A 23,762-nucleotide genomic window follows, 5' to 3' on the forward strand; every position below is an offset into this window, starting at 1 on the left:
CGACCATGGACTTCAAACTCACTGAAGAGCAGCAGATGCTGCAAGACACGGCGGCGCGTCTGGTGCGTGATGCCTACGGATTCGAACAGCGCGAGGCCTATCGCCGTGGCGAGCTGGGCTTCAGCGCCGACTTCTGGCGCCAGCTCGGGGAGCTGGGCCTGACCGGCGTGTCCCTGCCCGAAGCCTACGGCGGTTTCGGCGGCGGCGTGGACAGCATGCTGGTGCACACCGAGCTGGGCCGTGGCCTGTGCCTGGAGCCCTACCTGCAGTCGGTGGTCTTTGCCGGCGGCCTGCTGGCCCAACTCGGCAGCGACGCGCAGAAGGACCAGCTGCTCACTCAGGTTGCCAGTGGCGAGCTGCAGTTGGCGGTGGCCTTCGAGGAACCGCAGAGCCACTACGAACTGAACACCGTGGCGACCCGCGCCGAGCCGGTGAACGGCGGCTGGCGGCTGTCCGGGCGCAAGGTCGCGGTGATCGGCGGGCACAGCGCCGGGCTGATCCTGGTGTCCGCCCGCGTCGCCGGCGGCGAGCATGACCAGCAGGGCATCGGCCTGTTCCTCCTCGATCCGGCCGAAGCGGGCGTGAAGCGTCGCGTCTACCCGACCGCCGATGGCTTCAAGGCTTGCGAACTGTTCCTGGACGGTGCCTTCGTCTCCGCCGAGCACGTGCTGGGCGAGCCGGGGCAGGCTTTCGACGCGCTGCGTTACCAGCAGGGACGCGCCATCGCCGCCCAGTGCGCCGAGGCGGTGGGCGCCATGGAGGCGACCTGCGAGCTGACCCTGGAGTACCTGAAGACCCGCAAGCAGTTCGGTGTCGCTATCGGCTCCTTCCAGGTGCTGCAACACCGCATGGTGGACATGCGCGCCGAACTTGACCAGGCCAGCAGCATGGCGATCCTTGCCGCCTGCGTCGCCGACCAGCCGGACAGCGCCGAACGCAGCCGCGCCCTGGCTGCCGCCAAGTACATCGTCACCCGCGCCGGACGCTTCATCGCCGAGCAATGCATCCAGCTGCACGGTGGCATCGGCCTGACCGACGAATACCTGGGTTCGCACTACGCCAAGCACCTGGTGATGATCAGCCACCAGTTCGGCGACGACGACCATCACTTGGAGGCCTTCGTCCATTTGATGGATGTGGCCTGACACCATTCGCGAGCAAGCTCGCTCCTACAAAAAATCGCACCGGCGCAAGCCCGGATCTGTAGGAGCGAGCTTGCTCGCGAAGCTCCCCAACCGCAGCGCCGATGCAAGCCGGCGTTAGCCGAGGAAATAACTGATGAAAGTACTGGTCGCGGTAAAGCGCGTGGTCGATTACAACGTCAAGGTCCGCGTCAAGGCGGACAACTCCGGCGTCGATCTCGCCAACGTCAAGATGTCCATGAACCCCTTCTGCGAAATCGCCGTGGAAGAAGCCGTTCGCCTGAAAGAGAAAGGCGTTGCCACCGAGATCGTTGCGGTCTCCGTCGGCCTGACTGCCGCCCAGGAGCAACTGCGTACCGCGCTGGCTCTGGGTGCTGATCGCGCCATCCTCGTTGAAACCAACGAAGAACTGAGCTCCCTGGCTATCGCCAAGTCGCTGAAAGCCCTGGTCGACAAAGAGCAGCCGCAGCTGGTCATCCTCGGCAAGCAGGCCATCGACAGCGACAACAACCAGACCGGCCAGATGCTGGCTGCGCTGTCCGGCTACGCCCAGGGCACCTTCGCCTCCAAGGTCATCGTTGCTGGCGACAAGGTCAACGTCACCCGTGAAATCGACGGCGGCCTGCAGACCGTTGCCCTGAACCTGCCGGCGATCGTCACCACCGACCTGCGCCTGAACGAACCGCGCTATGCGTCGCTGCCGAACATCATGAAGGCGAAGAAGAAGCCGCTGGACGTGGTGACCCCGGACGCCCTGGGCGTTTCCACCGCTTCCACCGTGAAGACCGTGAAAGTCGAAGCTCCGGCTGCCCGTAGCGCCGGCATCAAGGTCAAGTCCGTTGCCGAACTGGTCGAGAAACTGAAGAACGAGGCGAAAGTAATCTGATGGCTATCCTGGTAATCGCTGAGCACAACAACGGCGCACTGGGCGCTGCCACCCTGAACACCGTCGCTGCTGCGCAGAAGATCGGTGGCGATATCGCCATCCTGGTCGCTGGCCAGAAGGTCGGTGGCGTGGCCGAAGCCGCCGCCAGGATCGCTGGTGTTTCCAAGGTGCTGGTCGCCGACAACGCTGCCTACGCTCACCAGCTGCCGGAGAACGTTGCTCCGCTGCTGGCGTCCATCGCCCGCGATTTCAGCCATGTGCTGGCCCCGGCGACCACCAATGGCAAGAACTTCCTGCCGCGCGTCGCCGCCCTGCTGGACGTCGACCAGATCTCCGAGATCATCGAAGTGGTCAGCGCCGACACCTTCAAGCGCCCGATCTACGCCGGTAACGCCATCGCTACCGTGCAGTCCTCGGCTGCCGTCAAGGTCATCACCGTACGTGGCACCGGCTTCGACGCCGCTGCTGCCGAAGGTGGTTCCGCTGCTGTTGAAGCGGTTTCCGGCCCGGCTGACGCCGGCAAGTCCGCCTTCGTGGGCGAAGAACTGGCCAAGTCCGACCGTCCGGAACTGACCGCTGCCAAGATCGTCGTTTCCGGCGGCCGCGGCATGGGCAATGGCGACAACTTCAAGATCCTCTACGCCCTGGCTGACAAGCTGGGCGCCGCTGTCGGTGCTTCCCGCGCCGCGGTCGACGCCGGCTTCGTGCCGAACGACATGCAGGTCGGCCAGACCGGCAAGATCGTCGCACCGCAGCTGTACATCGCGGTGGGCATCTCCGGTGCCATCCAGCACCTGGCGGGCATGAAGGATTCGAAAGTGATCGTTGCGATCAACAAGGACGAAGAGGCGCCGATCTTCCAGGTTGCCGACTACGGTCTGGTCGCCGACCTGTTCGAGGCCGTGCCGAGCCTCGAAGCGGCCGTCTGAGGCTTGCCGCCGCTCCGGGACCTTGCGGTCCCGGAGCTTCGTTCTCTGTAGCTGCGGCTCCTCAGGCGCTCTTGAGGTAATGCCGGATGCGGATGTCCACCCCCTGAGTCTGGAACTGGCGCGCTGCCGCTTCGATCTTCAGTTCGCCGCGGGTGACCCGCTGGTGGTGGCGCAGGTGCTCCAGCCAGGACTCATCAATGAAGAATTCCAGCCAATGGCGCGGGTTCTCGCTGTCCTGCACCAGTTCCCAGGAAATCGCCCCGTTGCGCCGGCGCATGCCGCGCACATCCTTCATCGCCTGCTGGAAGGCGTCGGCCTTGGCCGGATCGATGTCGTATTCCAGGGTGATCAGCACCGGGCCGCGCTCCTGGTCCACGCCTTCGACGAGGATCGGCGCCGGCCAGTGTAGCGACGGCGCCAGGTCTTCCGCCTCGGTGACGGGCAGGCGGAAGCGCAGGCTGGCGAGCAGCCCCGCCAGCAGCACCGCGCTGGCGCACAGCAGCGCGAGGGTGATCGAGGCGCGGCTGGCGACGAACCCCCACAGGGTGCCCCCGGCGGCCATGCTGCCGAAGAACACCAGGATGTACACGGCCAGCGCCCGCGCCCGGACCCAGGCCGGCACCGAGGTCTGGGCCGCCACCTGCAGGCTGGACAGCACGGCGATCCAGGCCGCGCCGCTGAGCAGCATCACCGGGACCAGCAGGTACTGGTTGCGCAGCAGCGCCAGGGCAATCAGCACCAGCGCATAGACCACGCTGGAGAACACCACCAGGCGGTCGCTCCCCAGGCGCTCGCGCAAAGCCGGCAGGAACGCGGCGCCCAGTACCGCGCCAACGCCGACGCTGCCCAGCAGCAGGCCGAAGTCCATGGCGCTGCCGTGCAGCTCTCCGCGCACGATCAACGGCAGCAACGACATGCCGGCACTGGCGCCGAGGAAGAACGCCAGCGCGCGCACCAGCACCGCCTGCAGGGGGCGGGAGCTGCGGCTGTAGCGCCAGCCGGCGCGCAGTGCGCCGAGCAACCGTTCAGCGGGCAGCACCGATGGCCTGGTTTCGCGCTTCCAGGCCCAAAGCACGCCGATCACCGCGAAGAACGACAGGGCGTTCAGGGCGAAGGTCAGCCAGGGACCGACGAGGCTGACCAGCACGCCGGCGATGGCAGGGCCGACCGCCCGTGCCAGGTTGACCCCGACGCTGGACAGCGCCACCGCCGCCGGTAGTTCGCCCTTGTCCACCAACTCGGGAGTCGTCGCGCTCCAGGCCGGCATCATCAACGCGGTGCCGATGCCCATGCACAGGGTCAATCCCAGCAGCAGCCAGACCGTGGTCAGGCCGAGCAGGGTGAGTGCGGCCAGCAGCGTGGCGACCGCCGCCATCCACAGTTGCACGCCCAGCAGGTAGCGGCGTTTGTCGACGATATCGGCCAGGGCGCCGGCCGGCAGCGCGAGGAAGAACATCGGCAGGGAGCCGGCCACCTGCACCAGGGCCACGTTCAGGGGGCTGGCCGACAGTGACGTCATCAGCCAGCCGGCGCCCACTTCGTGCATCCAGGTGCCGATGTTCGAGGCGATGCTGGCCAACCACAGCCAGCGGAAGGTGGTCTGGCGCAGCGGGCTCCAGGGAGACGAGGCGGTCGAGGATTGGGACATGGTCAGCGCCAGGGTTTGGGAAGGGATTGGTGAGTCAGGTATAGGCGATCGCCGAGAAGGCGCTTCAGGACAGCCACGCTGGCACCGCCCGCCCTTCCGAGAATCTGCCGCTCAGAGAGAGTCCACCGGGCCCGGCAATGAGCAGGGTGACGAAGATGATCAACAGCAACCAGGCGAACTGCCCTTCGGCCACGCTCCATTCCGGATGCACGAAGACCAGCGCCACCAGCAGCACGCTGAGGATCGGCAGGCAGGCGAGACGGGTCAGCACGCCCAGCATGATCGGCAGGGGACAGATCACTTCGGCGAAGATCGCCAGGCTCAGCGTCGGCACGGCCCCCAAGTGGAACGGGTCCTCGATGACGGTCAGCTCATGGCTGAAATTCAGCAGCTTGGGCAGGCCATGGACCCAGAGCAGGAGCAGGCAGCCGGACACGCGCAGGTACAGCAGCGCCCAGTCGGTCGAGGAGCGGGGCATGGCGTCACCTTCCAGATCTGTTGAGGAATCTTGAGGATGGTCCATGCGCCGCCGGGTGTCTTGTATCGATGTGCCGGATTGGCCAATGGCGCGATGGTTGCCCGGTCGTGCACTGCCGGCCGCCCGCGCGCCATTACTCCTGCGCACGTTGGGCGGGGTGTTTCAGTGTGCAGATGATGCCAGTACGGTGGATCGCCGATGCGTGCGGCAATGAAGTCGACGAATGCCCGGACCTTCTTCGAATTGCGTCGGTTCGGCAGGTAAGGCGCAGCACCTGCGAGCTGTTGGCGAGCAGCGCTCCGCGCCTTTTCGGCGCTGTTCAGCGCGAGCCACGGTCATTACACCCTGCTGTTCGCCATGGCCGCCGGCGCTATTGCACTGGCACTGGCACTGGTGATGGAGACGGAGCTGCTGTTCCGGGCTGAAGCGGAGGCGGGCGAGGCTGTCGATAACGGATTCAGAGCACAGCCTTGAGGGGGTATTCGATGACTAGTTAAAGGAAAGGGAGCGGCGGTGCCGCTCCCTGCTCAGGTTCAGTGACCTTCGCTGGCGTTGAACATGGTCTTGGCGTAGATCAGGCCCAGGCCATAGGCGCCGCCGTGGGCGATGGAGGTCTTCACGGTCTGGTCGTAGGTCTCGCCACGGGCCCAGTCGCGTTGCAGTTCGAGCAGGTATTGCAGGGACGTCATGGGGCGGGCGCCGAGCTGGATCATACGCTGCAGGGCCATCTCATGGGCCTCGGTGGACACGTCGCCACAGGCGTCGGCGATCACGTACACCTCGAATCCCTGGTCGATGGCCGAGAGCGCCGGGCCGACGATGCACACCGAGGTCCAGAGGCCGGCGAGGACGATCTTCTGCTTGCCGTGCTTGTTCACCTCGACGGCGATGCGCGGGTCTTCCCAGGTGTTCATGCTGGTGCGGTCGATGACGTTGTGCTCCGGGAACACCGACTTGATCTCGTCGAAGATCGGGCCGGAGAAGCTCTTCTCGGCAACGGTGGTGAGGATGGTGGAGACGCCGAATTCCTTCGCCGCCTTGGCCACCAGCGCTGCGTTGTTGCGCAGGGTCACCGCGTCGATGGACTTGGTCGCGAAGGACATCTGCGACTGGTGGTCGATCATGATCAGGGTGTGGTCGGTCGGGTTCAGCAGGGTCTTGCCGGGAACGGCGGAAGCGATAGCCATGGATAGCTCTCCTGGGACGGTGGCGCGCCGGCTGGCGCAGAAGGGCGCGCCAGCTGGTCGCCGGCGCGATGGAATCACTATCACCGACGGGGCGTAAGGATTATTGGACTGATGTGCTCGGCGCAGACGCGCTGTGTACGTCGCAGGTAAGATGGCTGTTTTGTGTAGGTTGTTACGCAGTCCAGCCATTCGGCGCTGCGATCTTGTGATGGTGTGAGGGTGGTTGGAGTTGGACGGTAGTGCGATGAAAACAGTTGTGATGGTGCTTTACAGTGATGTGCTCATGCTCGATGTATCGGGGCCGATGGAGGTGTTTTCCATCGCCAATCGCTTTCTCGCTCCGGAGCATCACTACCGCCTGCTGACCGTCGCAGAGAGCCGCGAGCCGGTTCGTAGCTCCTGTGGCGTGAAGATGCTGGCCGACCTGCTTCTGGATGAACTGCAAGCTGACGTCGATCTGCTGCTGGTGCCAGGTGGACCCGGTGCCTACAACATCCCTCAACCGGCGCTGAGTGCCTGGCTGCCAAAGGCGGCGGGACGTGCGCGGCGCTACGGGGCGATCTGCACGGGGACGTTCCTGTTGGGCGACGCCGGCCTGCTCGACGGGTACCGTTGCACCACCCACTGGAATTACCAGGAACGCCTGGCACAGCGCTTCCCCTGCGCGCTGGTGGAGGCCGAGCGGATCTACGTGATTGACCGCAACCTGATCACCACCGGCGGCATCACCGCCGGAATCGACATGGCTCTGGCGGTGCTCGGTGAGGACCATGGCAAGGAACTGGCGCTGGAGGTGGCGAAGGTGCTGCTGGTAGTGATGAAGCGCCAGGGCGGTCAGACCCCTTTTGCACCGCTACTGGCCACGGTGATGCGCGATGGCTCGGCGATCGCGCGGGTGCAGGCCTATGTGGCTGATCACATCGAGGAGCCCTATACCATCAAGCGCATGGCCGAGCTGGCGGCGATGAGCCCGCGCAACTTCTCCCGCGCCTTCCAGCGCGAAGTGAAGCTGACGCCCATGCAGTACCTGCAGAATGCCCGCATCGAGCACGCGCGGCGGTTGCTGGAAAGGACCGACCTACCACTGAAGGTGGTAGCCTGCCGCAGCGGCTTCGGTAGTGCCCGGCACCTGCGCGCGGTGTTCAGCGAGCGCATCGGCATGACGCCCAGCCAGTATCGCCAGCAGTTTGGTGCTGCTTGACCGTCTGACGTAGCCTTCTTGGCCGTCTCCTTCCCTCTGGCCGAATTGCGCCGTCATCCAGAGACCGGAGAATAGGGTTATCGACAGACAGGAGCCGCCCCCAGAATCGCCCGGATGCTCCGTACTAGAGCGCTCGGAGCGGGCAAGGCGCGAGATGACATGAGCGCACCCACGCAGATCGGCACAGAAACGGTACTACAGTTCGGCCGCTTCCAACTGCACCCTTACAAACGCCAACTGCTGCAGGGTGACCGCCCGGTGCGCATTGGCAGCCGCGCCCTGGACATTCTTCTGGTACTGGTGGCTCAGCCCGGCGAGATCATCGCCAAGGAGACCATCATTGCCCGTGTCTGGGGCTCCACCGTGGTTGAGGAAATCAACCTGCGGGTGCACATCGCCGCGTTGCGCCGCGCCCTGGGCGAGGGCCACACCGGCGAACGCTACATCGCCAACGTGCCGCTGCGTGGCTACGGCTTCGTCGGTGTTGTCGAGACGCTGCAGGCGCAGCCGAACCAGGGAGCGCCCGTCGGCAATCTGCCTGTGCTGTTGGTGGGGCTGGTGGGGCGCAGGCGACTGACCCGGCACCTCTTTGAACAGCTGCCGGGCACCCGCCTGCTGACCCTGGTGGGGCCGGGCGGAATGGGCAAGACCTCGCTGGCGATCCAGGCCTGCGAGTCGCTGCAATCTCAGTACAGCGCCATCCTGTTCCTCGACCTGTCGCCGGTTTCCACGCCAGAGGCCCTGGCCGATTTGCTCGCCACGGAGCTCGAAGTGGCCGGCAAGGGGCGGCTGCTGCTGGTGTTGGACAATTGCGAGCACTTGGCCTGTGCCTGCGCCGAGCAGGTCGAGCGACTATTGCGCCAGTACCCTGCACTCAGCGTGCTGGCCACCAGCCGCGAACCGTTGCGGGCGGAGGGTGAAAACGTACTGCGCCTGCCGCCGCTGGAAGTGCCCGCCGACGACGAGGTATCGCTGATCGGGGCGATGTGCTGTTCGGCAGTGCAACTGTTCGTGGAGCGCGCTCGCGATGTGCACGGCCGCCTGGGGCTGAGCCCGGTCCAGGTGCGCGCGATAGTCGAAATCTGCCGACGTCTGGATGGCATCCCACTGGCCATCGAGATGGCCGCCCGGCAGATCGATGCCCTGGGCCTGGCCGGGCTGCCGGAGCTGCTCGACAGCGGTTTCCTTCTGCATATGCCCGGCCGCCGGACTGCCCCTGCGAGGCAACGCAGCCTGGGCGCCACATACGATTGGAGCTTTGACCTGCTCAGCGACACGGAGCAGGTTTGCCTGCGCCTGCTCGCGCGACTGGGCGGCAGCTTCACCCCGGATGCGGCCGTGAGCGCGCTGGAGGACAGCCGCCTGTGCCGCGAGCGGATCCTGGCGGTGCTCTGCCAGTTGGCCGACAAGTCGCTGCTGCTGGTGGAGGAGGGCGAGCGCGGCGTGCGCTACCGGATGCTCCACACAGCCCGCGCCTATGCGCTTGACGGCAACTCCGGCGGCTGGCGGGACGCCGCCAGCCCGGCGGCGTGACGCAGGGTTCGATAGAGCGCGCTCCAGGACTGCCGATGTGGAAGAGCGTTGCCGGCAGTCCTCCCCCAGTCGCCCAGCGGCACGGTTATCAATCGGCGCCGGGGGAGCAGGCCCGCGCGTGGTGTATCCAGCCTCTGGGAGAAATGCCCGTCAGGCGGTTGAACACGCGACAAAAATGCGCCTGGTCGTAGAAGCCGCATTCCAGCCCTATTTCCGCCAGTGGCCGATCGGCTTCGGCCAGCAGGCGCTTGGCTTTTTCCACCCGCTGGAGCCGAACCCATTCCTGCGGCGAGTGGCCGGTGCTGACCTTGAACTTGCGCGAGAAGTCGCTTCTGGACAGTGCGCAGGCGTCCGCCAGCCAGGTGACAGTGATGCCGCTCTCCAGGTTCGTGAGGATGAGCTTCAACGCGTGCTCTTCCTGTTGACAGGAGAGCTTGCGTGGTTCGGCGTGCCGGGTGAATCGCTCGATACTCGGGTTCGGCATGGGTGTTCTCGCTGGTCAAGACGTATCGCTATCTTTCTCAGGGAGGAACGGAGTAGCCAGTTAAGGCCGGTTAAAGCTCATTAAGCGGGCGCTTGCCTGGCGCCCAGGCGCGTTGTGATGGCGCGGCCGTCATACAGCACGAGCGCGGCAAGGGGTTGTTAATTTTTATGAAGAGCCCTCGGCAGCTCACCCTTTTTGCAATAAAACGAAGACGGCAGCTCTGCTGAGTTGCATTGCAGGCCTCTCGCCAGAAAGAGGCCGGCACCCAGCCTGCCTGCAGGACTTGTTGGTAACGATGAGAAAAGAACAACTGATACCGGTCGAGTCCGCATTGTGCTTCGGCCCCTACGTGGTCTATCCCGCGTCACGCTCGATCCTGGACAGTGGCCGACCGCTGCGTCTGGGGCAGCGAGCCTTCGACCTGCTTCTCGTGCTGATGGAGAATGCCGGCGAGGTCGTCGCCAAGCGCAATCTGATGGCCAGGGCGTGGCCCGGCCTGGCGGTCGACGAGGGCAACCTTCGCGTGCACATGGCCGCCTTGCGAAAGGCATTGGGGGATGGCCAGGAAGGGCGCCGCTACATAGTGACCGTGGCGTTGCGGGGCTACAGCTTCGTCGCTCCGATCAGCCGGGTTGGCAGCATCCCGCCGATGGCCAGCATGGACCCCTCGGGCCAGCACAACCTGCCCGCGCGGCGCAGCCGCCTGGTGGGCAGGGAACAGGAGGTCGCGCATATCATCAGCCAGTTGCAGAGTTGCCGCTGCGTCTGTGTGGTGGGCAGCGGGGGAATCGGCAAGACCAGTGTCGCCCTGCTGGTGGCTGAGCAGCTGATCGGCCGCTATCGCGATGGGATCCGCATGCTCGACCTCACGCTGCTTCAGGATGCCGGGCCACTCGCCAGCACCGTCGCCGCGCTGCTGGGCATACCCGGGCAAGCAGGCAGTTCGCTTGAGACGCTCTGCGAGCAGGTCGGCACACGCCAGATGCTCCTGCTGATCGACAACTGCGAGCACCTGGTCGGGGAGGCGGCGCACCTTATCGAGTGCCTGGCGTGCTCCGCTCCGGGGATTCATGTGCTTGCCACCAGTCGGGAGGCATTGCGTACCGCGCACGAGCGCATCTATCGATTGCCGCCGCTGGCCATTCCGCCGATGCAGATCACCGAGGTTGCCGAGGCGCTCGCTTACCCCGCGCTCGCACTACTGGTCGAGCGGGTCAGGAGCATCGACGAAAGCTTCGAGCCCGGTGCGGCAGAGCTGCCGCGCCTGGTCGATATCTGCCATCGACTGGATGGCATGCCGCTGGCGATCGAACTGGCCGCGGGTCAGATCGCCGGCGAACGGGACATCGGTGCGAAGCTGCTTGGCGGCGGAGACTACCTGGACTATCCCATCGGCGCCCAGGGCGACCATCCACGACACCGGCATTTGCGCGCAGTGTTCGACTGGAGCTACGCGCTGCTGTCCGCCGAGGAGAAGGCGAGCCTGCGTCGCCTGGGAGTGTTTCGCGGCAGTTTCTCCCTGGATTCCGCCGCGACGCTACTTGGCCACTCGGGTGATCCCGGGGCCGGTTGCCTGATGATCCTGCAGTTGACGATGAAGTCGCTGATCAGCGTCGAGGTCAGCGATGACGAGTGCGCTTATCGCCTGCTTGAGCCGGCCCGGTTGTATGCCCTGGAAAAACTGAGCGAGGCGGGTGAGCTGCATGAGACCCGGGTCAGGCACCTCGGGATCTGCATGGCGCGCATGAAACAAGCGCAGCTCGAATGGGAGAGTCTGCCAACCAGCCGCTGGCTGGAGCGATATGCCAGGTGGCTGGGTGACCTGCGCTCGGCGTTGAAATGGGGACTGGATGCCGGGGTGAGCCACCCCTTGGCCATCCGCTTGACGGCCTGCTCGGCGCCAATCTGGCAGGAGATGTCTCTCCTGCACGAGTTTGGTTCCTATGTGGTCAGTGCCCTCCGGCTGCTTACCGCGGCTTTCGACGCTGAAAGCGACGAGGCTCTGCAACTGGCGACGCAGTTGCAACTGGCGCTGGGCAACTGCTCCTACCACGGTCAGATCGCTTCCGCGCAAGCCATCGGGGCCTTCCAGAGCGCCAGGGCGCTCGCGGAGAGAGGCGGTGACCTGGGCGCGATGCTCCATGCCATTTCGGGCCAGGTCGCGGCCAACCTGCGCTCCGGACTGTACTTGCATACCCTCGCGCTGAGCGAAGAGTTTGACCAGTTGGCCCAGGGCCGTGGTGAAGAGCTGGCGGTCAGCTCGCAACGCCTAAAGGTCCTCGCGCTCCATTACTCGGGGATGCAGGAGCAGGCCCATCGCCTGGCTGAAACAGTGCTGGAGACGCTCGAGCGTGAAAACCGTCCGAACCGCTTCGCGCTCTGCATGGGCGTGCAATACGAGCAGCGGGTGGCATCGCTCACCGTCCTGGCACGTATCCTCTGGCTGCGCGGCTACCCTGAACGGGCCGAACAGCGAGTGCAGCAGGCCCTGGAACTGGCCTGCCAGCTGGAGCACACCCCATCGATAGCCTACTCGCTGGCCACCGCCGGCTGCGTGATTCCCTACTACAACGGCGACTACGAGACGGCTTCCCGCCGCCTGCAACTCCTGTTCGACTCCTCCTCGCGCCACTCCATCCCGTTGTTCACCGACTGGGCGCAGCATTATGCCGGGGTGATGCACTGCGAGGCGCTTCCCGAGCCCACGCTGCCGGCAAGTGGGTTGGTCAGGGATATCGTCATGACCCTCAGGGGGACGGAGGCGTGCGAGGGCCCGCCGGTATCGATCAGGCGCAGCATCGGCGCCACTGGATGGTGTGCATCGGAGATGCTTCGACTTGAGGCTTGCCAACTGCTTGAGGCGGATGCGCAGGGGGCCGAGGCGCTGTTGGCCCGATCATTGGAGCTGGCGCGCAGAGGCGGCGCGCTTGCCTGGGAGCTTCGCAGCGCGACCACCCTGGCCGAGGTATGGCGTGACCGAGGGCAGGGACAGGCGGCGATGGCGCTGCTGGACCCTGTCTACCGTCGCTATGAAGAAGGCCTGGGGACGCCCGACCTCATGGCCGCGCGCGCGTGCCTGGAGACGCTGCGCTGAAGATGGCATCCGACTGACCGCTTCCCTATTCATCCAGGGCAATGAGCTGAACCCGGCCGCCGGAGGTGATGCAGCACATGCATCCAATAGCGCCCCCGGCCACACCGTCATAGTGGCTGCATCTACCTCAGCCGCCGGGAATTCCATGAGCGCCGAAGCGATCGATCTGAACAGCGTGGTGACGCTGGTGGTCCACCACAAGGTGCGCTGCGAGGCCTTGCCCGGCTATGAGGCCTGGCTGCGCCGTACCGTGGCCGCCGCGCGCCGGCAGCCTGGCCATCTGGGGGTGAACGTGATCCGCCCGGACGCCGAGGGCGCGATGTTCACCACCGTGGTGCGCTTTGCCCAGGCAGCGCAGTTGCAGGCCTGGATCGATTCCGCCGAGCGCGCGGCCCTGATCGCCGAGGTTTCGCCGCTGCTGGAAGAGGGCGATCACCCACTGATCCACGATGACGCCGAGTTCTGGTTCACCCCGGTCCGTGGCAACGTCCGCCCGCCACCCAAGTGGAAGCAGGCAGTGCTCACCTACCTGGTGATCTGCCCGCTGACCATGTTCGTTCCGCACCTCTGGGCTCCGGTCTTCGAGCGTTACCCGGCGCTGCGCGGCGTGGTGCCGAGCAACCTGCTGATCACATTCTGCATCGTGGTGCCGGTGGTGTTCCTGATCATGCCCTGGGTGACCCGGTGCTGCGCCGGCTGGCTGCGCGCCAACTGATTTTCCCCTCCAAGGCGTCCTGCGTGGCGCCCGTCCCACAACGACCTGCACGGCAGGCAAAGGAGTTTTCCATGAGCACTTTCGTAACCCGTGACGGCACCGAGATCTACTACAAGGACTGGGGTAGCGGCAAACCCGTGCTGTTCAGCCACGGCTGGCCGCTGGACGGCGACATGTGGGAATACCAGATGGAGTACCTGAGCAGCCGCGGCTATCGCACCATCGCCTTCGACCGTCGCGGTTTCGGTCGCTCCAGCCAGCCGTGGAACGGCTACGACTACGACACCTTCGCCGATGACATCGCCGGCCTGATCGAACACCTGGACCTGCGCGACGTGACGCTGGTCGGATTCTCCATGGGCGGCGGCGATGTCAGCCGCTACATCGGCCGCCATGGCACTTCGCGTGTGGCCGGCCTGGTGCTGCTGGGCGCGGTGACGCCGATCTTCGGCCGCACCGCCGATTTCCCCCAGGGCGTGGACGCCGCCGTGTTCGACGGTATCAAGGCCGGCCTGCTCAAGGACCGCGCCCAGTTCATCGCCGATTTTGCTGCGCCATTCTATGGTACCAACCATGGCCAGGAGGTCTCCGAAGGCGTTCTGACCCAGACCCTGAACATCGCCCTGCTGGCCTCGCTCAAGGGCACGCTGGATTGCGTCACCGCCTTTTCGGCAACCGACTTCCGCGCAGACCTGGCCAAGGTGAATGTGCCGACCCTGGTGATCCACGGCGACGACGACCAGATCGTACCGTTCGAGACCACCGGCAAGCTGGCCGCCGCGCAGATTGCGGGCTCCGAACTGAAGGTATATGCCGGCGCGCCCCATGGCTTCGCCGTCACCCACGCTCAGCAGCTCAACGAAGACCTGCTGGCCTTCCTCCAGCGCTGAGGATTTGAGCATGAACCATGCCGACCTGATCCTGACCAACGGCCGCTTCCATACGGTCGATCGCGAGAAGCCCTACGCCACCGCCGTAGCCATCGCCGATGGCAAGTTCGTCGCCGTGGGCACCGACGCCGAGGCCATGGCCCTGCGTGGCGGCGCCACCCGTGTCATCGACCTGAAAGGGCGCACGGTGATTCCCGGCCTCAACGACTCGCACCTGCACCTGATCCGTGGCGGCCTGAACTACAACCTGGAGCTGCGCTGGGAAGGCGTGCCGTCCCTGGCCGACGCCCTGCGCATGCTCAAGGACCAGGCCGAGCGCACGCCCACGCCGCAGTGGGTGCGGGTGGTAGGCGGCTGGAACGAATTCCAGTTCGCCGAGAAGCGCATGCCCACTTTGGAGGAAATCAACCGCGCGGCGCCGGACACCCCGGTGTTCATCCTCCATCTCTACGACCGCGCGCTGCTCAATCGCGCCGCGCTCAAGGCCGTGGGCTACACCAAGGGCACGCCGAACCCGCCCGGCGGCGAGATCGTCCGCGACGGCAACGGCGAACCCACCGGCATGCTGATCGCCCGGCCCAACGCGACAATCCTCTATGCCACCCTGGCCAAGGGGCCGAAGCTGCCGCTGGAATACCAGGTCAACTCCACCCGTCAGTTCATGCGCGAGCTGAACCGCCTCGGGCTGACCAGCGCCATCGACGCCGGTGGCGGCTACCAGAACTACCCGGACGACTACCAGGTGATCCAGGAACTGGCCAAGCAGGGCCAGCTCACCGTGCGCATCGCCTACAACCTGTTCACCCAGAAGCCCAAGGAAGAACTCCAGGACTTCCAGAACTGGAGCAAGATCGTCAAGCCGGGCGACGGCAGTGACTTCTTCCGCCACAACGGCGCCGGCGAGATGCTGGTGTTCTCCGCCGCCGACTTCGAGGACTTCCTCGAGCCGCGCCCGGACCTGCCGCAGACCATGGAGCAGGAGCTGGAGCCGGTGGTGCGCCACCTGGTCGAACAGCGCTGGCCGTTCCGCCTGCACGCGACCTATAACGAATCCATCTCGCGCATGCTCGACGTGTTCGAGAAGGTCAACCGCGACATTCCGTTCAATGGCCTGCACTGGTTCTTCGACCACTGCGAGACCATCACGCCGCAGAACATCGAGCGCGTTCGGGCCCTGGGCGGCGGAATCGCCATCCAGGACCGCATGGCCTTCCAGGGCGAATACTTCGTCGACCGCTACGGCAAGCAGGCTGCCCAGGCCACGCCACCGATCCAGCGCATGCTCAGCGAAGGCGTCCCGGTGGGCGCCGGCACCGACGCCACCCGCGTCTCCAGCTACAACCCCTGGACCTCGCTGTACTGGATGGTCAGCGGCAAGACCGTGGGTGGCATGGAGCTGTACCCGCAGGGCCTGCCGCGCGCCACTGCGCTGGAGCTGTTCACCCACGGCAGCGCCTGGTTCTCCACCGAACAGGGCAAGAAGGGCCAGATCAAGGTGGGCCAACTGGCTGACCTGGTGGCGCTGTCGGCGGACTTCTTCAGCGTCGAGGAAGAAGCCATCAAGTGGATCGAGTCGGTGCTGACTGTGGTCGATGGCAAGGTGGTGTATGCCGCCGCCGAGTTCGACAAACTCGGCCCGCCGCAATTGCCGGTGCTGCCGGACTGGTCGCCGGTGGCCAAGGTGCCGGGGCACTGGCGCCCGCAGGCGCCGCTGCAACAGGCCGTGCACCAGTGCGCCGGCTCCTGCGGCGTGCATGGCCACAGCCACGAGCGGGCGCGCCAGTCCAATGTGCCAGTGAGTGACTTCCAGGGCTTCTGGGGCGCCTTCGGCTGCTCCTGCTTCGCGTTCTGACCTGCTGCGGGCTTCTGAGCGGCACCCGCACTCCCTGATGGCGGGTGCCGCTTCAGGCGTCTGTTTCGTGGCATGCCAGCCTGATCGTCTCCGTGACCCAGTTCGGCTACGCCCTGGGCCTGCTGTTCCTGGTGCATTCGCGCACGACGAAAAGCACAGTGCAAGTCAACTGAGGCTCGGAAGTCCGATGCGGAGCCTGGGCGCTGACCCTCAGGCCCCCGGCTCGGCCATGTGTTCGACGATCTTGTTGCGCAGCCAGCGCTCGGCGGGGTCGTTGTCGGTGACTTCGCCCCAGACCATGGACAGCTCCGAGGTGGCGATGGGGAAGGGCGGGTCGTCGGCACGCAGGCGACTGCCGTCGATGAGAGCCGCCGCCGCATAATCCGGGACGCAGGCGAGCAGTTCGGTGCCCGGCAGTATCGAGCGCAGGCCGCTGAACTGCGGGACCGCCAGCGCCACGCGGCGAGTGCGTCCGACTCTGGCCAGGTCGTTGTCGATGTTGCCGCACAGGTCACCGGAGAACGACACCAGCGCATGGGGGCGCTCACTGAAGTCATCCAGGGTGAGCGCCTCGGGACGATCGTCGCCGCGCAGCACCTTGGCCTTCATGTCGCGCAGCTTGCGGCGCTTGGCGTTGGCCGGCAGCTCGGTGGTGTAGCTGACGCCGACGGAGATTTCCCCCGAGGCCAGCATCGCCGACATCAACAGGAAGTTCACCCGCCGCACCACCACGACCACGTCCGGTGCTTCCTCGCGTATCTGCCTGAGCAACTGCGGAAAGAGGCCGAACTCGGCGTCATCGGACAGGCCGATGCGGAAGGTGTCGCGGTTGGTCGCCGGGTCGAACTCACGGGCGCGGCTGACGGCGCTGGAAATGGTGTCCATGGCCGGCTGCAGTTCACGGAGGATCGCCAGGGCACGCTGTGTGGGCTCGTAGCCCTTGCCGTTGCGCACCAGCAGCGGGTCGTCGAAGAGGTCGCGCAGGCGGGCCAGCGCGGCGCTGACGGCGGGCTGGCCGAGGAAGAGCTTTTCGGCGGCGCGGGTCAGATTCCTTTCGAACATCAGCGACTCGAAGATCACCAGCAGGTTCATGTCGACGCGGCGCAGATCGTTGCGGTTCATCCCGGCTCCTCGTGGGTTTTTCGTTGAGCTGGCAAGTATCGTGCGCGCCGGGCGGTTGTCTTGGACGATTGTGTTGAACTCTCTGGGCGCAGCTTCGTGCTCGGCCCATTACGCCCCGGATTCAGCAGCCCCAGGCCGGTCGGCCATCACCCGGCGAGCATCGCGGCGTACCGCCTGCGGGGGGACGCCGAAGCCGCGGATGAAGGCTTCGCGCAGGTGGCGACGATCGCGGAAGCCGGCTTCCCGTGCCACTACGTCCAGGGAGTGGCGGCTCTGTTCGATCATCAGCCGGGCGGCTTCCAGGCGCAGTCCCTCGATGGCCTTGGCCGGGGATTGTCCTGTTTCGGCAGTGAATACGCGGGTGAACTGGCGCGGGCTCAGGTGCACGAAGTCCGCCAGCTCCTCGACGCTGAGCGGGCGGCTCAGGTGGTTGCGCGCGTAGTTCAGGGCGCTCTGGATACGGTCCGACTTGGGCGCGAGGTCGAGCATTTCCGAGTGCTGCGACTGTCCGCCGGAGCGGTGCTGGTGCATCACCAGCTTGTGCGCCACCGAGCGGGCCACGTCCGCGCCCAGGTCCTTCTCCACCATGCCGACGGCGAGGTCGAGCCCGGCGGTCATGCCCGCCGAGGTCCAGATAGGGCCGTCGACGATGTAGATGCGGTCGTCCTCGACGGTGATGTCCGGATGGCGCTTGTGCAGCGCCTGGGCGTAGGCCCAGTGGGTCGTCGCGCGGCGCCCGGCCAGCAGGCCCGCCTCGGCGAGAATGAAGCCGCCGGTGCAGACGCCGACGGTCCGCCGCGCCTGGCCGCCAGCCCGGCGCACGAAATCGAGCACGGCGGTAGGCGTCTCGCTGGTGACGGGATCGTTGACCCCGACCACTATCCAGGTATCGGCCAGCCCCGGCGCCTGCAGGGGGCGGGTTTCCAGGGCAAGTCCCAGCGAGGAGCGCACCAGGCCGCCGGCCGGGGAGAAGTTCTCGACGCTGTAGAACGGCTCCCCGGCGACCAGGTTGGCGAATTCGAAGACCGTCTGGGTGGCCAGGGAGAGCACCTGGAAACCGTCAGTCAGCAAGTAGCCGATGCGATGCATAGTCGATACTCCTATGTCCTGAATCACTACCTTATACGTCATTTGAGATATCGCCAAGCCGTCGCATCCTGATCTCCAGTACCCCCCAACCTGGAGAACCGACATGACCCAGTCCCATCCCGGCACCGCCCTGATCACCGGTGCATCCTCCGGCATTGGCGCCATCTATGCCGAGCGCCTGGCCCGCCGTGGCCATGACCTGATCCTGGTCGCCCGCAATCGCGGCCGCCTGAATGCACTGGCCCAACGCCTGAGCGACGAAACCGGCCGCTCCGTCGAGGTGGTGGTCGCCGACCTGGCCGACCGAGCCGACCTGGCGCGGGTCGAAGAGCTGCTCAGGACCGATGCCAGCATCTCCCTGCTGGTGAACAATGCCGGCGTCGGCGCGACCCGGCCGCTGCTGGAATCCAATGTCGACAAACTGGAAGAGCTGCTCACGCTCAACGTGAACGTGCTGACCCGCCTGACCTATGCGGTGGTGCCGGGTTTCGTCGCCCGGGGTGGCGGCACCCTGATCAACATCGCGTCCATCGTCGCCATCGCCCCGGAGGTGCTGAACGGCGTGTACGGCGGCTCCAAGGCGTTCGTCCTGGCGTTCAGTCAATCCCTCCGCCATGAGCTGGCGGACAAGAACGTCAGGGTGCAGGTGGTGCTGCCCGGCGCAACGGCCACCGATTTCTGGGGCGTGGCGGGAACCCCGCTGGAGTATCTGCCGGAAGCCATCGTGATGAAGGCGGAAGACATGGTGGATGCGGCGCTGGCCGGCTTCGACCAGGGCGAGTTCGCCACCATACCGGCCCTTCCGGAAATCACCGACCTGAACGACTACGAGGCGGCGCGCCAGAAGCTGATGCCCAACCTGTCGCTGAGTACGCCTGCTGCACGCTATCGCAATTGATGTCGCGGTAGCAGACATTGGAGTACAAGGAATGCGGGCCTACTTAACGCAGGCCCGCATTCTTTCGTGCCCGCCAAAGAGCGGGATGCCAGGAGCAGGGCGCATATCCGCCCCACCGCCGAGATCGTGCGAGGTAGCCATGCACATCGCCATTGTGACCTTCGAAGGGTTCAACGAACTGGACTCCCTGATCGCCTTCAATCTGCTCAATCGCGTGAAGCGCCCGAACTGGCGGGTCTCCATCGCCAGCCCCAAACGCTCGGTGCGCTCGATGAACGGGCTGGCGCTCGAGGCGCAGGCCACGCTGGAGGACGCCTGCCAGGCGGATGCGGTGCTGGTGGGCAGCGGAGTCAATACGCGCGACGTGGTGGCGTCGCCCGAACTGATGTCGCGGCTCCGCTTCGACCCAGCGCGGCAGCTGCTGGGCGCGCAATGCTCGGGAACGCTCATCCTCGCCAGACTCGGCCTGCTGGACGGCGTTCCTGCCTGCACCGACCTGGTCACCAAGCCCTGGGTGGAGGAAGCGGGCATCGCCGTGATCAACCAGCCGTTCACCGCCAAGGGCAACGTGGCGACGGCTGGCGGGTGCCTGTCCTCGCAGTACCTGGCGGCCTGGTTCATCGCCCGCCTGGCGGATGTCGAGGCGGCGCGGGGCGTGTTGTTCCATGCCGCGCCGGTGGGGGAGAAGGAGTTCTACGTCAGCCGTGCCCTGGAGAACATCGCACCCTTCCTGCGATGACGGCGGAGGGGCGCCGCGCATGGCAAGACTGCACCCTGCCCAAGGAAGTATTTTTCTTCCCCTGCAATGCCGCTAAGGTGGCGACAGTTGTACCGCCACCGGAGCCCGTCAGCGAAATGACCGCCGTTTCCGCCCCGACACGAGAGTTGCGCCTGGCCAACGGCCTGCGCGTCGTGCTCGTGCATGCGCCGGATTCGCCGAAGGCCGCCGCCCTGGCGCGGGTCGCAGCGGGGAGTCATGACGAGCCGGAGGATTTTCCGGGGCTTGCGCATTTCCTCGAACACCTGCTGTTTCTCGATAGCGCGAACCACCGTTCGGCGCAGCGGCTGATGCCCTGGGTGCAGGGGCGCGGCGGGCGATTGAATGCCAGCACCCAGGCGCGCACCACCGATTATTTCTTCGAAGTGGCGCCCAACGATCTGGGCGATGGACTGGCGCGTCTCGTGGACATGCTGGCCCGGCCGTTGCTCGATCAGGCCGCGCAACTGAGCGAGCGCGAAGTTCTGGAGGCCGAGTACATCGCCCGCTCGGCGGATGCCGGCACCTTGATCGATGCGGCCTTGGCCGCCGCCGTTGCCAAGGATCATCCGCTGCGACGCTTCGTGGCCGGCCGACGCGCCAGCCTTCCGGTGGAGAGCGAGGCTTTCCAGCACGCACTGACTCACTTCCATCGCGAGCACTATCATCCCGGCAATATGGAACTGTGGTTGCACGGCCCGCAGTCGCTGGATGCGCTGCAGGCACTGGCCGAACGGGATTGCCTGGGCTGGCCGGCGCAACCTGTAACGGAGCGGGCGGCCGCGCTGCCGTTGCTGCCGCTGATCCAGGACTCGCTCGCCCTGCAACTGCCCGGAGCCCCGCGCCTGGTGCTCGCGCTCGTGCTCGATGGCCTGGATGCCTGCGCCGAGCAGGCCCTGGAAAATCTGGGTGAGCGCCTTGGCGACGACTCTCCCGGCAGCCTATTGGCCTGGCTGGGCGAGCGTGGGGTGGCGGATGAGGCCAGCCTGAGAGTCGTCTATCGCGCCCAGGAACAAACGCTGCTGGCGGTGACCTTTGAGTTGGCGGATGTCGGTGCCGCCGCTGTCGTGGAGGCCGCCTTTCTCGATTGGCTTCGGGCCCTGTGCGAATGCGGCACGGCCAGCCTGGGCGATCTCCAGCGTCTGCCAGCGCTGGAGCAACTTCGCCTGCGTGTGCGTGGCCTGCCGGCTGCTGCGGACGCCAATTGGCTGGAAAGGCTCGCCAGGGCGCCGATGATTCGCCTGCTGGTGGCGCCGGATATCGAGGGGCTGCCGGTCGAGGTCGCCGGCTTCCCGCTGATGCTCGCCGAAGCGAGCCTGCAAAGCGTTGTTCCGGGATCACACTCCTGGCGCTTTCCTGCGCCTTTGCCAACCAGCACTGCCAAGGCGGGCGCGCTGCACCTGCGCTGGCGTTTCCCGGCGCGCCCTTGCCGCAGCTACTTCCTCGCCATGCGCCTGGCCTTGCGGCCACTCGTTGGCCAGGCGCGGTTACGCGGTGTGGCGTTGCGGCTTGAGGAGGAGGGCGCCGACTGGGCCCTCTCGGTAAGCGGACCGGTCGACCGGCTGGACGAGCCCTTGGTCGAGGCGTTGAGGGTGTTACAACAGCCACCTTCGGCGGTACTGCAGCAGGGCGAGCGTCTGCTTCAGCGTGAGCGCCAGCGTCAGGCCGCCGAGTTGCCGATACGCCAGTTGCTCGCCGCATTGCCCTCGGCCCTGGCGGGAAACGCCATGGCAGCTCCCGACTGGGCGGTTGCCCGCTGGGATCTACTGGAGCAGCACGCAACGCTTCCGACAAACGCCCCGGTGCCCGGCGCGCCTGCCGCCGAGCCGCTACTTCCTCCTGCGCTGCCCGGCGGGCGCCACTGGCAGCGCGGGGCGGGCGGGGGGGAAGCGGCTCTGTTGCTGTTCTGCCCCGTGCCCGATCGGGACGCGGCCATCGAGTCCCGTTGGCGGCTGCTCGCCCGTGTGCTGGAGCCCGGCTTCCATCAGCGTATGCGCGGCGAACTGAACCTGGGCTATGCGCTGTACTGCGGCTTCCGCCAGGTTGCCGGTTGGCGTGGCGTGCTGTTTGCCGTGCAATCGCCCCACGCAGGCCCTGACGAGTTGCTGCAGCACTTGCAGGACTTCCTTGATGCTGCGCCGCTGGATGGCATTTCCGAACAGCACCTGCAGAGTCTGGCCGCCACCCTGGCAGGCCCCGTCGACGCCTGGCAGGACCGCCTCGCCGGTGTCGCCGACGATCACCACGAACATCTGATCAACGCCGCACGCCGCCTGACCCGCGCCGACCTCAAGGCAGCCCACACCGAGCTGCTGGCTGCCAGCGGCGGTTGGTGGCTGCTCGCCAACCGCACCTGACCTCATCCTTGTGACACCTCCGGGCCCCATCGTGACGGAGGCCTTCGTGCGACTTTTGTCCGCCTCCGGACGGGCTGCCACCAAAGTGCCGCTACCGGTTCCGTCCAAGGTCCCTGGCCTGCCGTCGGGGGCGTTTCATGGCCTTGCGCAGCAGTCCCCACGCCCCGGCCAAGGCAGCAGCGAACCGCGCCCAAGGCAGCGTATGGGCGGCGCAGTCGCGTTTCGATAATCGCCTCCGCCACGACTGAACCGCAGTCGTCCCACCCACGCGGAGCGCGTCATGAACAAGAACAACACCGCCATTCGCCGTTTCCTGCCCCTGTCCCTGGTCTCCCTCGGGGCGCTGGGTTTCCTGCAGGCGGCCGTCGCCGACATCAAGCTGTACGACAAGGACGACACCACCTTTTCCACCGACGGTTACTTCAACGCCTTCTACGTCAACAGCGACGTGGACCGTAACGGCGAAACCTACGACCGCCGCCAGTCGCGGGTGAAGATGGGCTTCCTGCCGAACTACATCGGCTTCAACTTCGGCAAGAAAGTCGACGACCTGACCCTCACCGGGCGCTCCTCGTTCTGGGTGACCATCAACGACAGCGAGCAGGACGGCACCGATACCGCCATCGACGTCCGCCAGTTCTACGGCAACGTCGCCGGCGACTGGGGCGAGGTGCTGATCGGCAAGGACTTCGGCCTGTTCTCGCGCTCCAACATCTTCCTCGACGAACTGCTCGCCGGCTTCGGCAACGCCAGCGATACCCTGGGCCTGGTGGACGGCAAGGGCGTGTCCTTCGGCAACATCGGCACCGGCTACCCGTACCCGTTCCCGACCTCGCAGATCACCTACCGCAACAACAACCTGGTGGACGGCCTGCGTGTCGCGGTCGGCATCATGGACCCGATCGACACCAACCAGATCGACAAGGACGCCAGCGACGGCCTCGACGACAAGGCCTACCAGGACAACCCGCGCTACGAGAGCGAGGTGAGCTACCAGTTCGACCTGGCCGGCGCGCAGATCTACAGCTGGGTCAACGGCGCCTACCAGACCTCGAAGAACACCAACGACGAAGTCGACAACGTCACCTCCAAGGGCCTGGGCTATGGCATCCAGGCGAAGATGGGCGGCGTCTCGCTGACCGGCTCTGGCTTCACCGCCAAGGGCATCAACCCCTTCTTCACCAACAACGCCGGCGAAGCCGCGCTGCGTGAAGTGGACAGCAACGGCATGCTGCTGCAGGGCTCCTATACCTGGGGCAAGAACCGCATGGCGCTGTCCTTCGGCGAGACCCGCGACGACGGCAACGGCCTGGGCACCGCTGCCGATTACTCGACCAAGGGCGTCGCCTACTTCCGCACCATCAACGACAACCTGAAGCTGGTGGCCGAGTACAACGTCTACGAGATCGACGGGCGCAAGGGCTCCACCGTCAGCGAGGACACCGACACCTTCGCCGTGGGCGCGGTGCTCAACTGGTAACTCCCCCAAAACTCCTTTGG

General features: G+C 66.0%; 19 protein-coding genes. 13 read left to right on the top strand and 6 right to left on the bottom strand.

Going from position 1 to position 23,762, the window contains the following annotated elements; all coding sequences use genetic code 11:
* Positions 1-5 precede the first annotated feature (5 nt).
* The 3 genes from SD196_RS14060 to SD196_RS14070 all read left to right on the top strand — a co-directional run bounded on the left by SD196_RS14060 (position 6) and on the right by SD196_RS14070 (position 2,957).
* On the top strand, positions 6-1,145 hold the full coding sequence (locus tag SD196_RS14060) for an acyl-CoA dehydrogenase family protein (RefSeq protein WP_416311704.1): 1,140 nt from the start codon (positions 6-8) through the stop codon (positions 1,143-1,145).
* A gap of 133 nt (positions 1,146-1,278) precedes the next feature.
* Entirely contained in the window at positions 1,279-2,028 is a 750-nt protein-coding gene (locus SD196_RS14065; protein ID WP_416311705.1) for an electron transfer flavoprotein subunit beta/FixA family protein, read from the top strand.
* Positions 2,028-2,957, top strand: a complete 930-nt coding sequence (locus tag SD196_RS14070) for an electron transfer flavoprotein subunit alpha/FixB family protein (RefSeq protein ID WP_416311706.1) — start codon at positions 2,028-2,030, stop codon at positions 2,955-2,957. The genes SD196_RS14065 and SD196_RS14070 overlap by 1 nt, the downstream gene beginning before the upstream one ends.
* Positions 2,958-3,018: 61 nt before the next feature.
* On the opposite strand, the gene SD196_RS14075 is transcribed toward SD196_RS14070, so the two are convergent.
* The 3 genes from SD196_RS14075 to SD196_RS14085 form a co-directional block, all read right to left on the bottom strand.
* Positions 3,019-4,605 (bottom strand): MFS transporter, encoded by a 1,587-nt coding sequence (locus tag SD196_RS14075; protein WP_416311707.1) that lies wholly within the window; start codon positions 4,603-4,605, stop codon positions 3,019-3,021.
* Between the two features lie 64 nt (positions 4,606-4,669).
* On the bottom strand, positions 4,670-5,083 hold the full coding sequence (locus SD196_RS14080) for a DoxX family protein (RefSeq protein WP_331319324.1): 414 nt from the start codon (positions 5,081-5,083) through the stop codon (positions 4,670-4,672).
* Between the two features lie 533 nt (positions 5,084-5,616).
* Positions 5,617-6,270: a hydrolase gene (locus tag SD196_RS14085; RefSeq protein WP_331319325.1), complete on the bottom strand. Its 654-nt coding sequence runs from the start codon at positions 6,268-6,270 to the stop codon at positions 5,617-5,619.
* A gap of 244 nt (positions 6,271-6,514) precedes the next feature.
* On the opposite strand from SD196_RS14085, the gene SD196_RS14090 reads away from it, so the two are divergent.
* Together SD196_RS14090 and SD196_RS14095 are read left to right on the top strand one after the other, a co-directional pair.
* Positions 6,515-7,471, top strand: coding sequence for a GlxA family transcriptional regulator (locus SD196_RS14090; protein ID WP_331319326.1), 957 nt, complete (start codon positions 6,515-6,517; stop codon positions 7,469-7,471).
* Positions 7,472-7,630: 159 nt separating this feature from the next.
* On the top strand, positions 7,631-9,004 hold the full coding sequence (locus SD196_RS14095) for an ATP-binding protein (RefSeq protein WP_416310240.1): 1,374 nt from the start codon (positions 7,631-7,633) through the stop codon (positions 9,002-9,004).
* An 88-nt stretch (positions 9,005-9,092) separates the two neighbouring features.
* Here SD196_RS14095 and SD196_RS14100 read toward each other — a convergent pair whose 3' ends face one another.
* Positions 9,093-9,488: a helix-turn-helix transcriptional regulator gene (locus tag SD196_RS14100; protein ID WP_416310241.1), complete on the bottom strand. Its 396-nt coding sequence runs from the start codon at positions 9,486-9,488 to the stop codon at positions 9,093-9,095.
* 295 nt (positions 9,489-9,783) lie between these two features.
* Here SD196_RS14100 and SD196_RS14105 point away from each other — a divergent pair, with 295 nt between their 5' ends.
* The 4 genes from SD196_RS14105 (at position 9,784) to SD196_RS14120 (ending at position 16,039) form a co-directional block, all read left to right on the top strand.
* Entirely contained in the window at positions 9,784-12,582 is a 2,799-nt protein-coding gene (locus SD196_RS14105; RefSeq protein ID WP_416310242.1) for an ATP-binding protein, read from the top strand.
* Between the two features lie 145 nt (positions 12,583-12,727).
* Complete coding sequence (locus SD196_RS14110; protein ID WP_370599346.1) at positions 12,728-13,297, top strand: antibiotic biosynthesis monooxygenase; 570 nt, start codon at positions 12,728-12,730, stop codon at positions 13,295-13,297.
* A gap of 71 nt (positions 13,298-13,368) precedes the next feature.
* A complete protein-coding gene (locus SD196_RS14115) occupies positions 13,369-14,187 on the top strand; it encodes an alpha/beta fold hydrolase (protein ID WP_416310243.1) in 819 nt (272 codons plus the stop codon).
* 10 nt (positions 14,188-14,197) lie between these two features.
* Complete coding sequence (locus tag SD196_RS14120; RefSeq protein WP_416310244.1) at positions 14,198-16,039, top strand: amidohydrolase; 1,842 nt, start codon at positions 14,198-14,200, stop codon at positions 16,037-16,039.
* A 210-nt stretch (positions 16,040-16,249) separates the two neighbouring features.
* On the opposite strand, the gene SD196_RS14125 is transcribed toward SD196_RS14120, so the two are convergent.
* The gene (locus tag SD196_RS14125) at positions 16,250-17,161 is read right to left on the bottom strand and encodes a LysR substrate-binding domain-containing protein (RefSeq protein ID WP_275611822.1); all 912 of its coding nucleotides are present in this window, start codon (positions 17,159-17,161) and stop codon (positions 16,250-16,252) included.
* Between the two features lie 108 nt (positions 17,162-17,269).
* A complete protein-coding gene (locus SD196_RS14130) occupies positions 17,270-18,250 on the bottom strand; it encodes a GlxA family transcriptional regulator (protein WP_331319333.1) in 981 nt (326 codons plus the stop codon).
* Between the two features lie 103 nt (positions 18,251-18,353).
* Here SD196_RS14130 and SD196_RS14135 point away from each other — a divergent pair, with 103 nt between their 5' ends.
* The 4 genes from SD196_RS14135 (at position 18,354) to SD196_RS14150 (ending at position 23,742) form a co-directional block, all read left to right on the top strand.
* Positions 18,354-19,148, top strand: a complete 795-nt coding sequence (locus SD196_RS14135) for an SDR family NAD(P)-dependent oxidoreductase (protein WP_416310245.1) — start codon at positions 18,354-18,356, stop codon at positions 19,146-19,148.
* 139 nt (positions 19,149-19,287) lie between these two features.
* Positions 19,288-19,887: a DJ-1/PfpI family protein gene (locus SD196_RS14140; RefSeq protein ID WP_416310246.1), complete on the top strand. Its 600-nt coding sequence runs from the start codon at positions 19,288-19,290 to the stop codon at positions 19,885-19,887.
* 116 nt (positions 19,888-20,003) lie between these two features.
* Entirely contained in the window at positions 20,004-22,262 is a 2,259-nt protein-coding gene (gene pqqF / locus SD196_RS14145; RefSeq protein ID WP_416310247.1) for a pyrroloquinoline quinone biosynthesis protein PqqF, read from the top strand.
* Between the two features lie 280 nt (positions 22,263-22,542).
* A complete protein-coding gene (locus SD196_RS14150) occupies positions 22,543-23,742 on the top strand; it encodes a porin (protein WP_416310248.1) in 1,200 nt (399 codons plus the stop codon).
* Positions 23,743-23,762: the final 20 nt, after the last annotated feature.

Source organism: Pseudomonas macauensis, from assembly GCF_047902425.1.
GTDB lineage: Bacteria > Pseudomonadota > Gammaproteobacteria > Pseudomonadales > Pseudomonadaceae > Pseudomonas.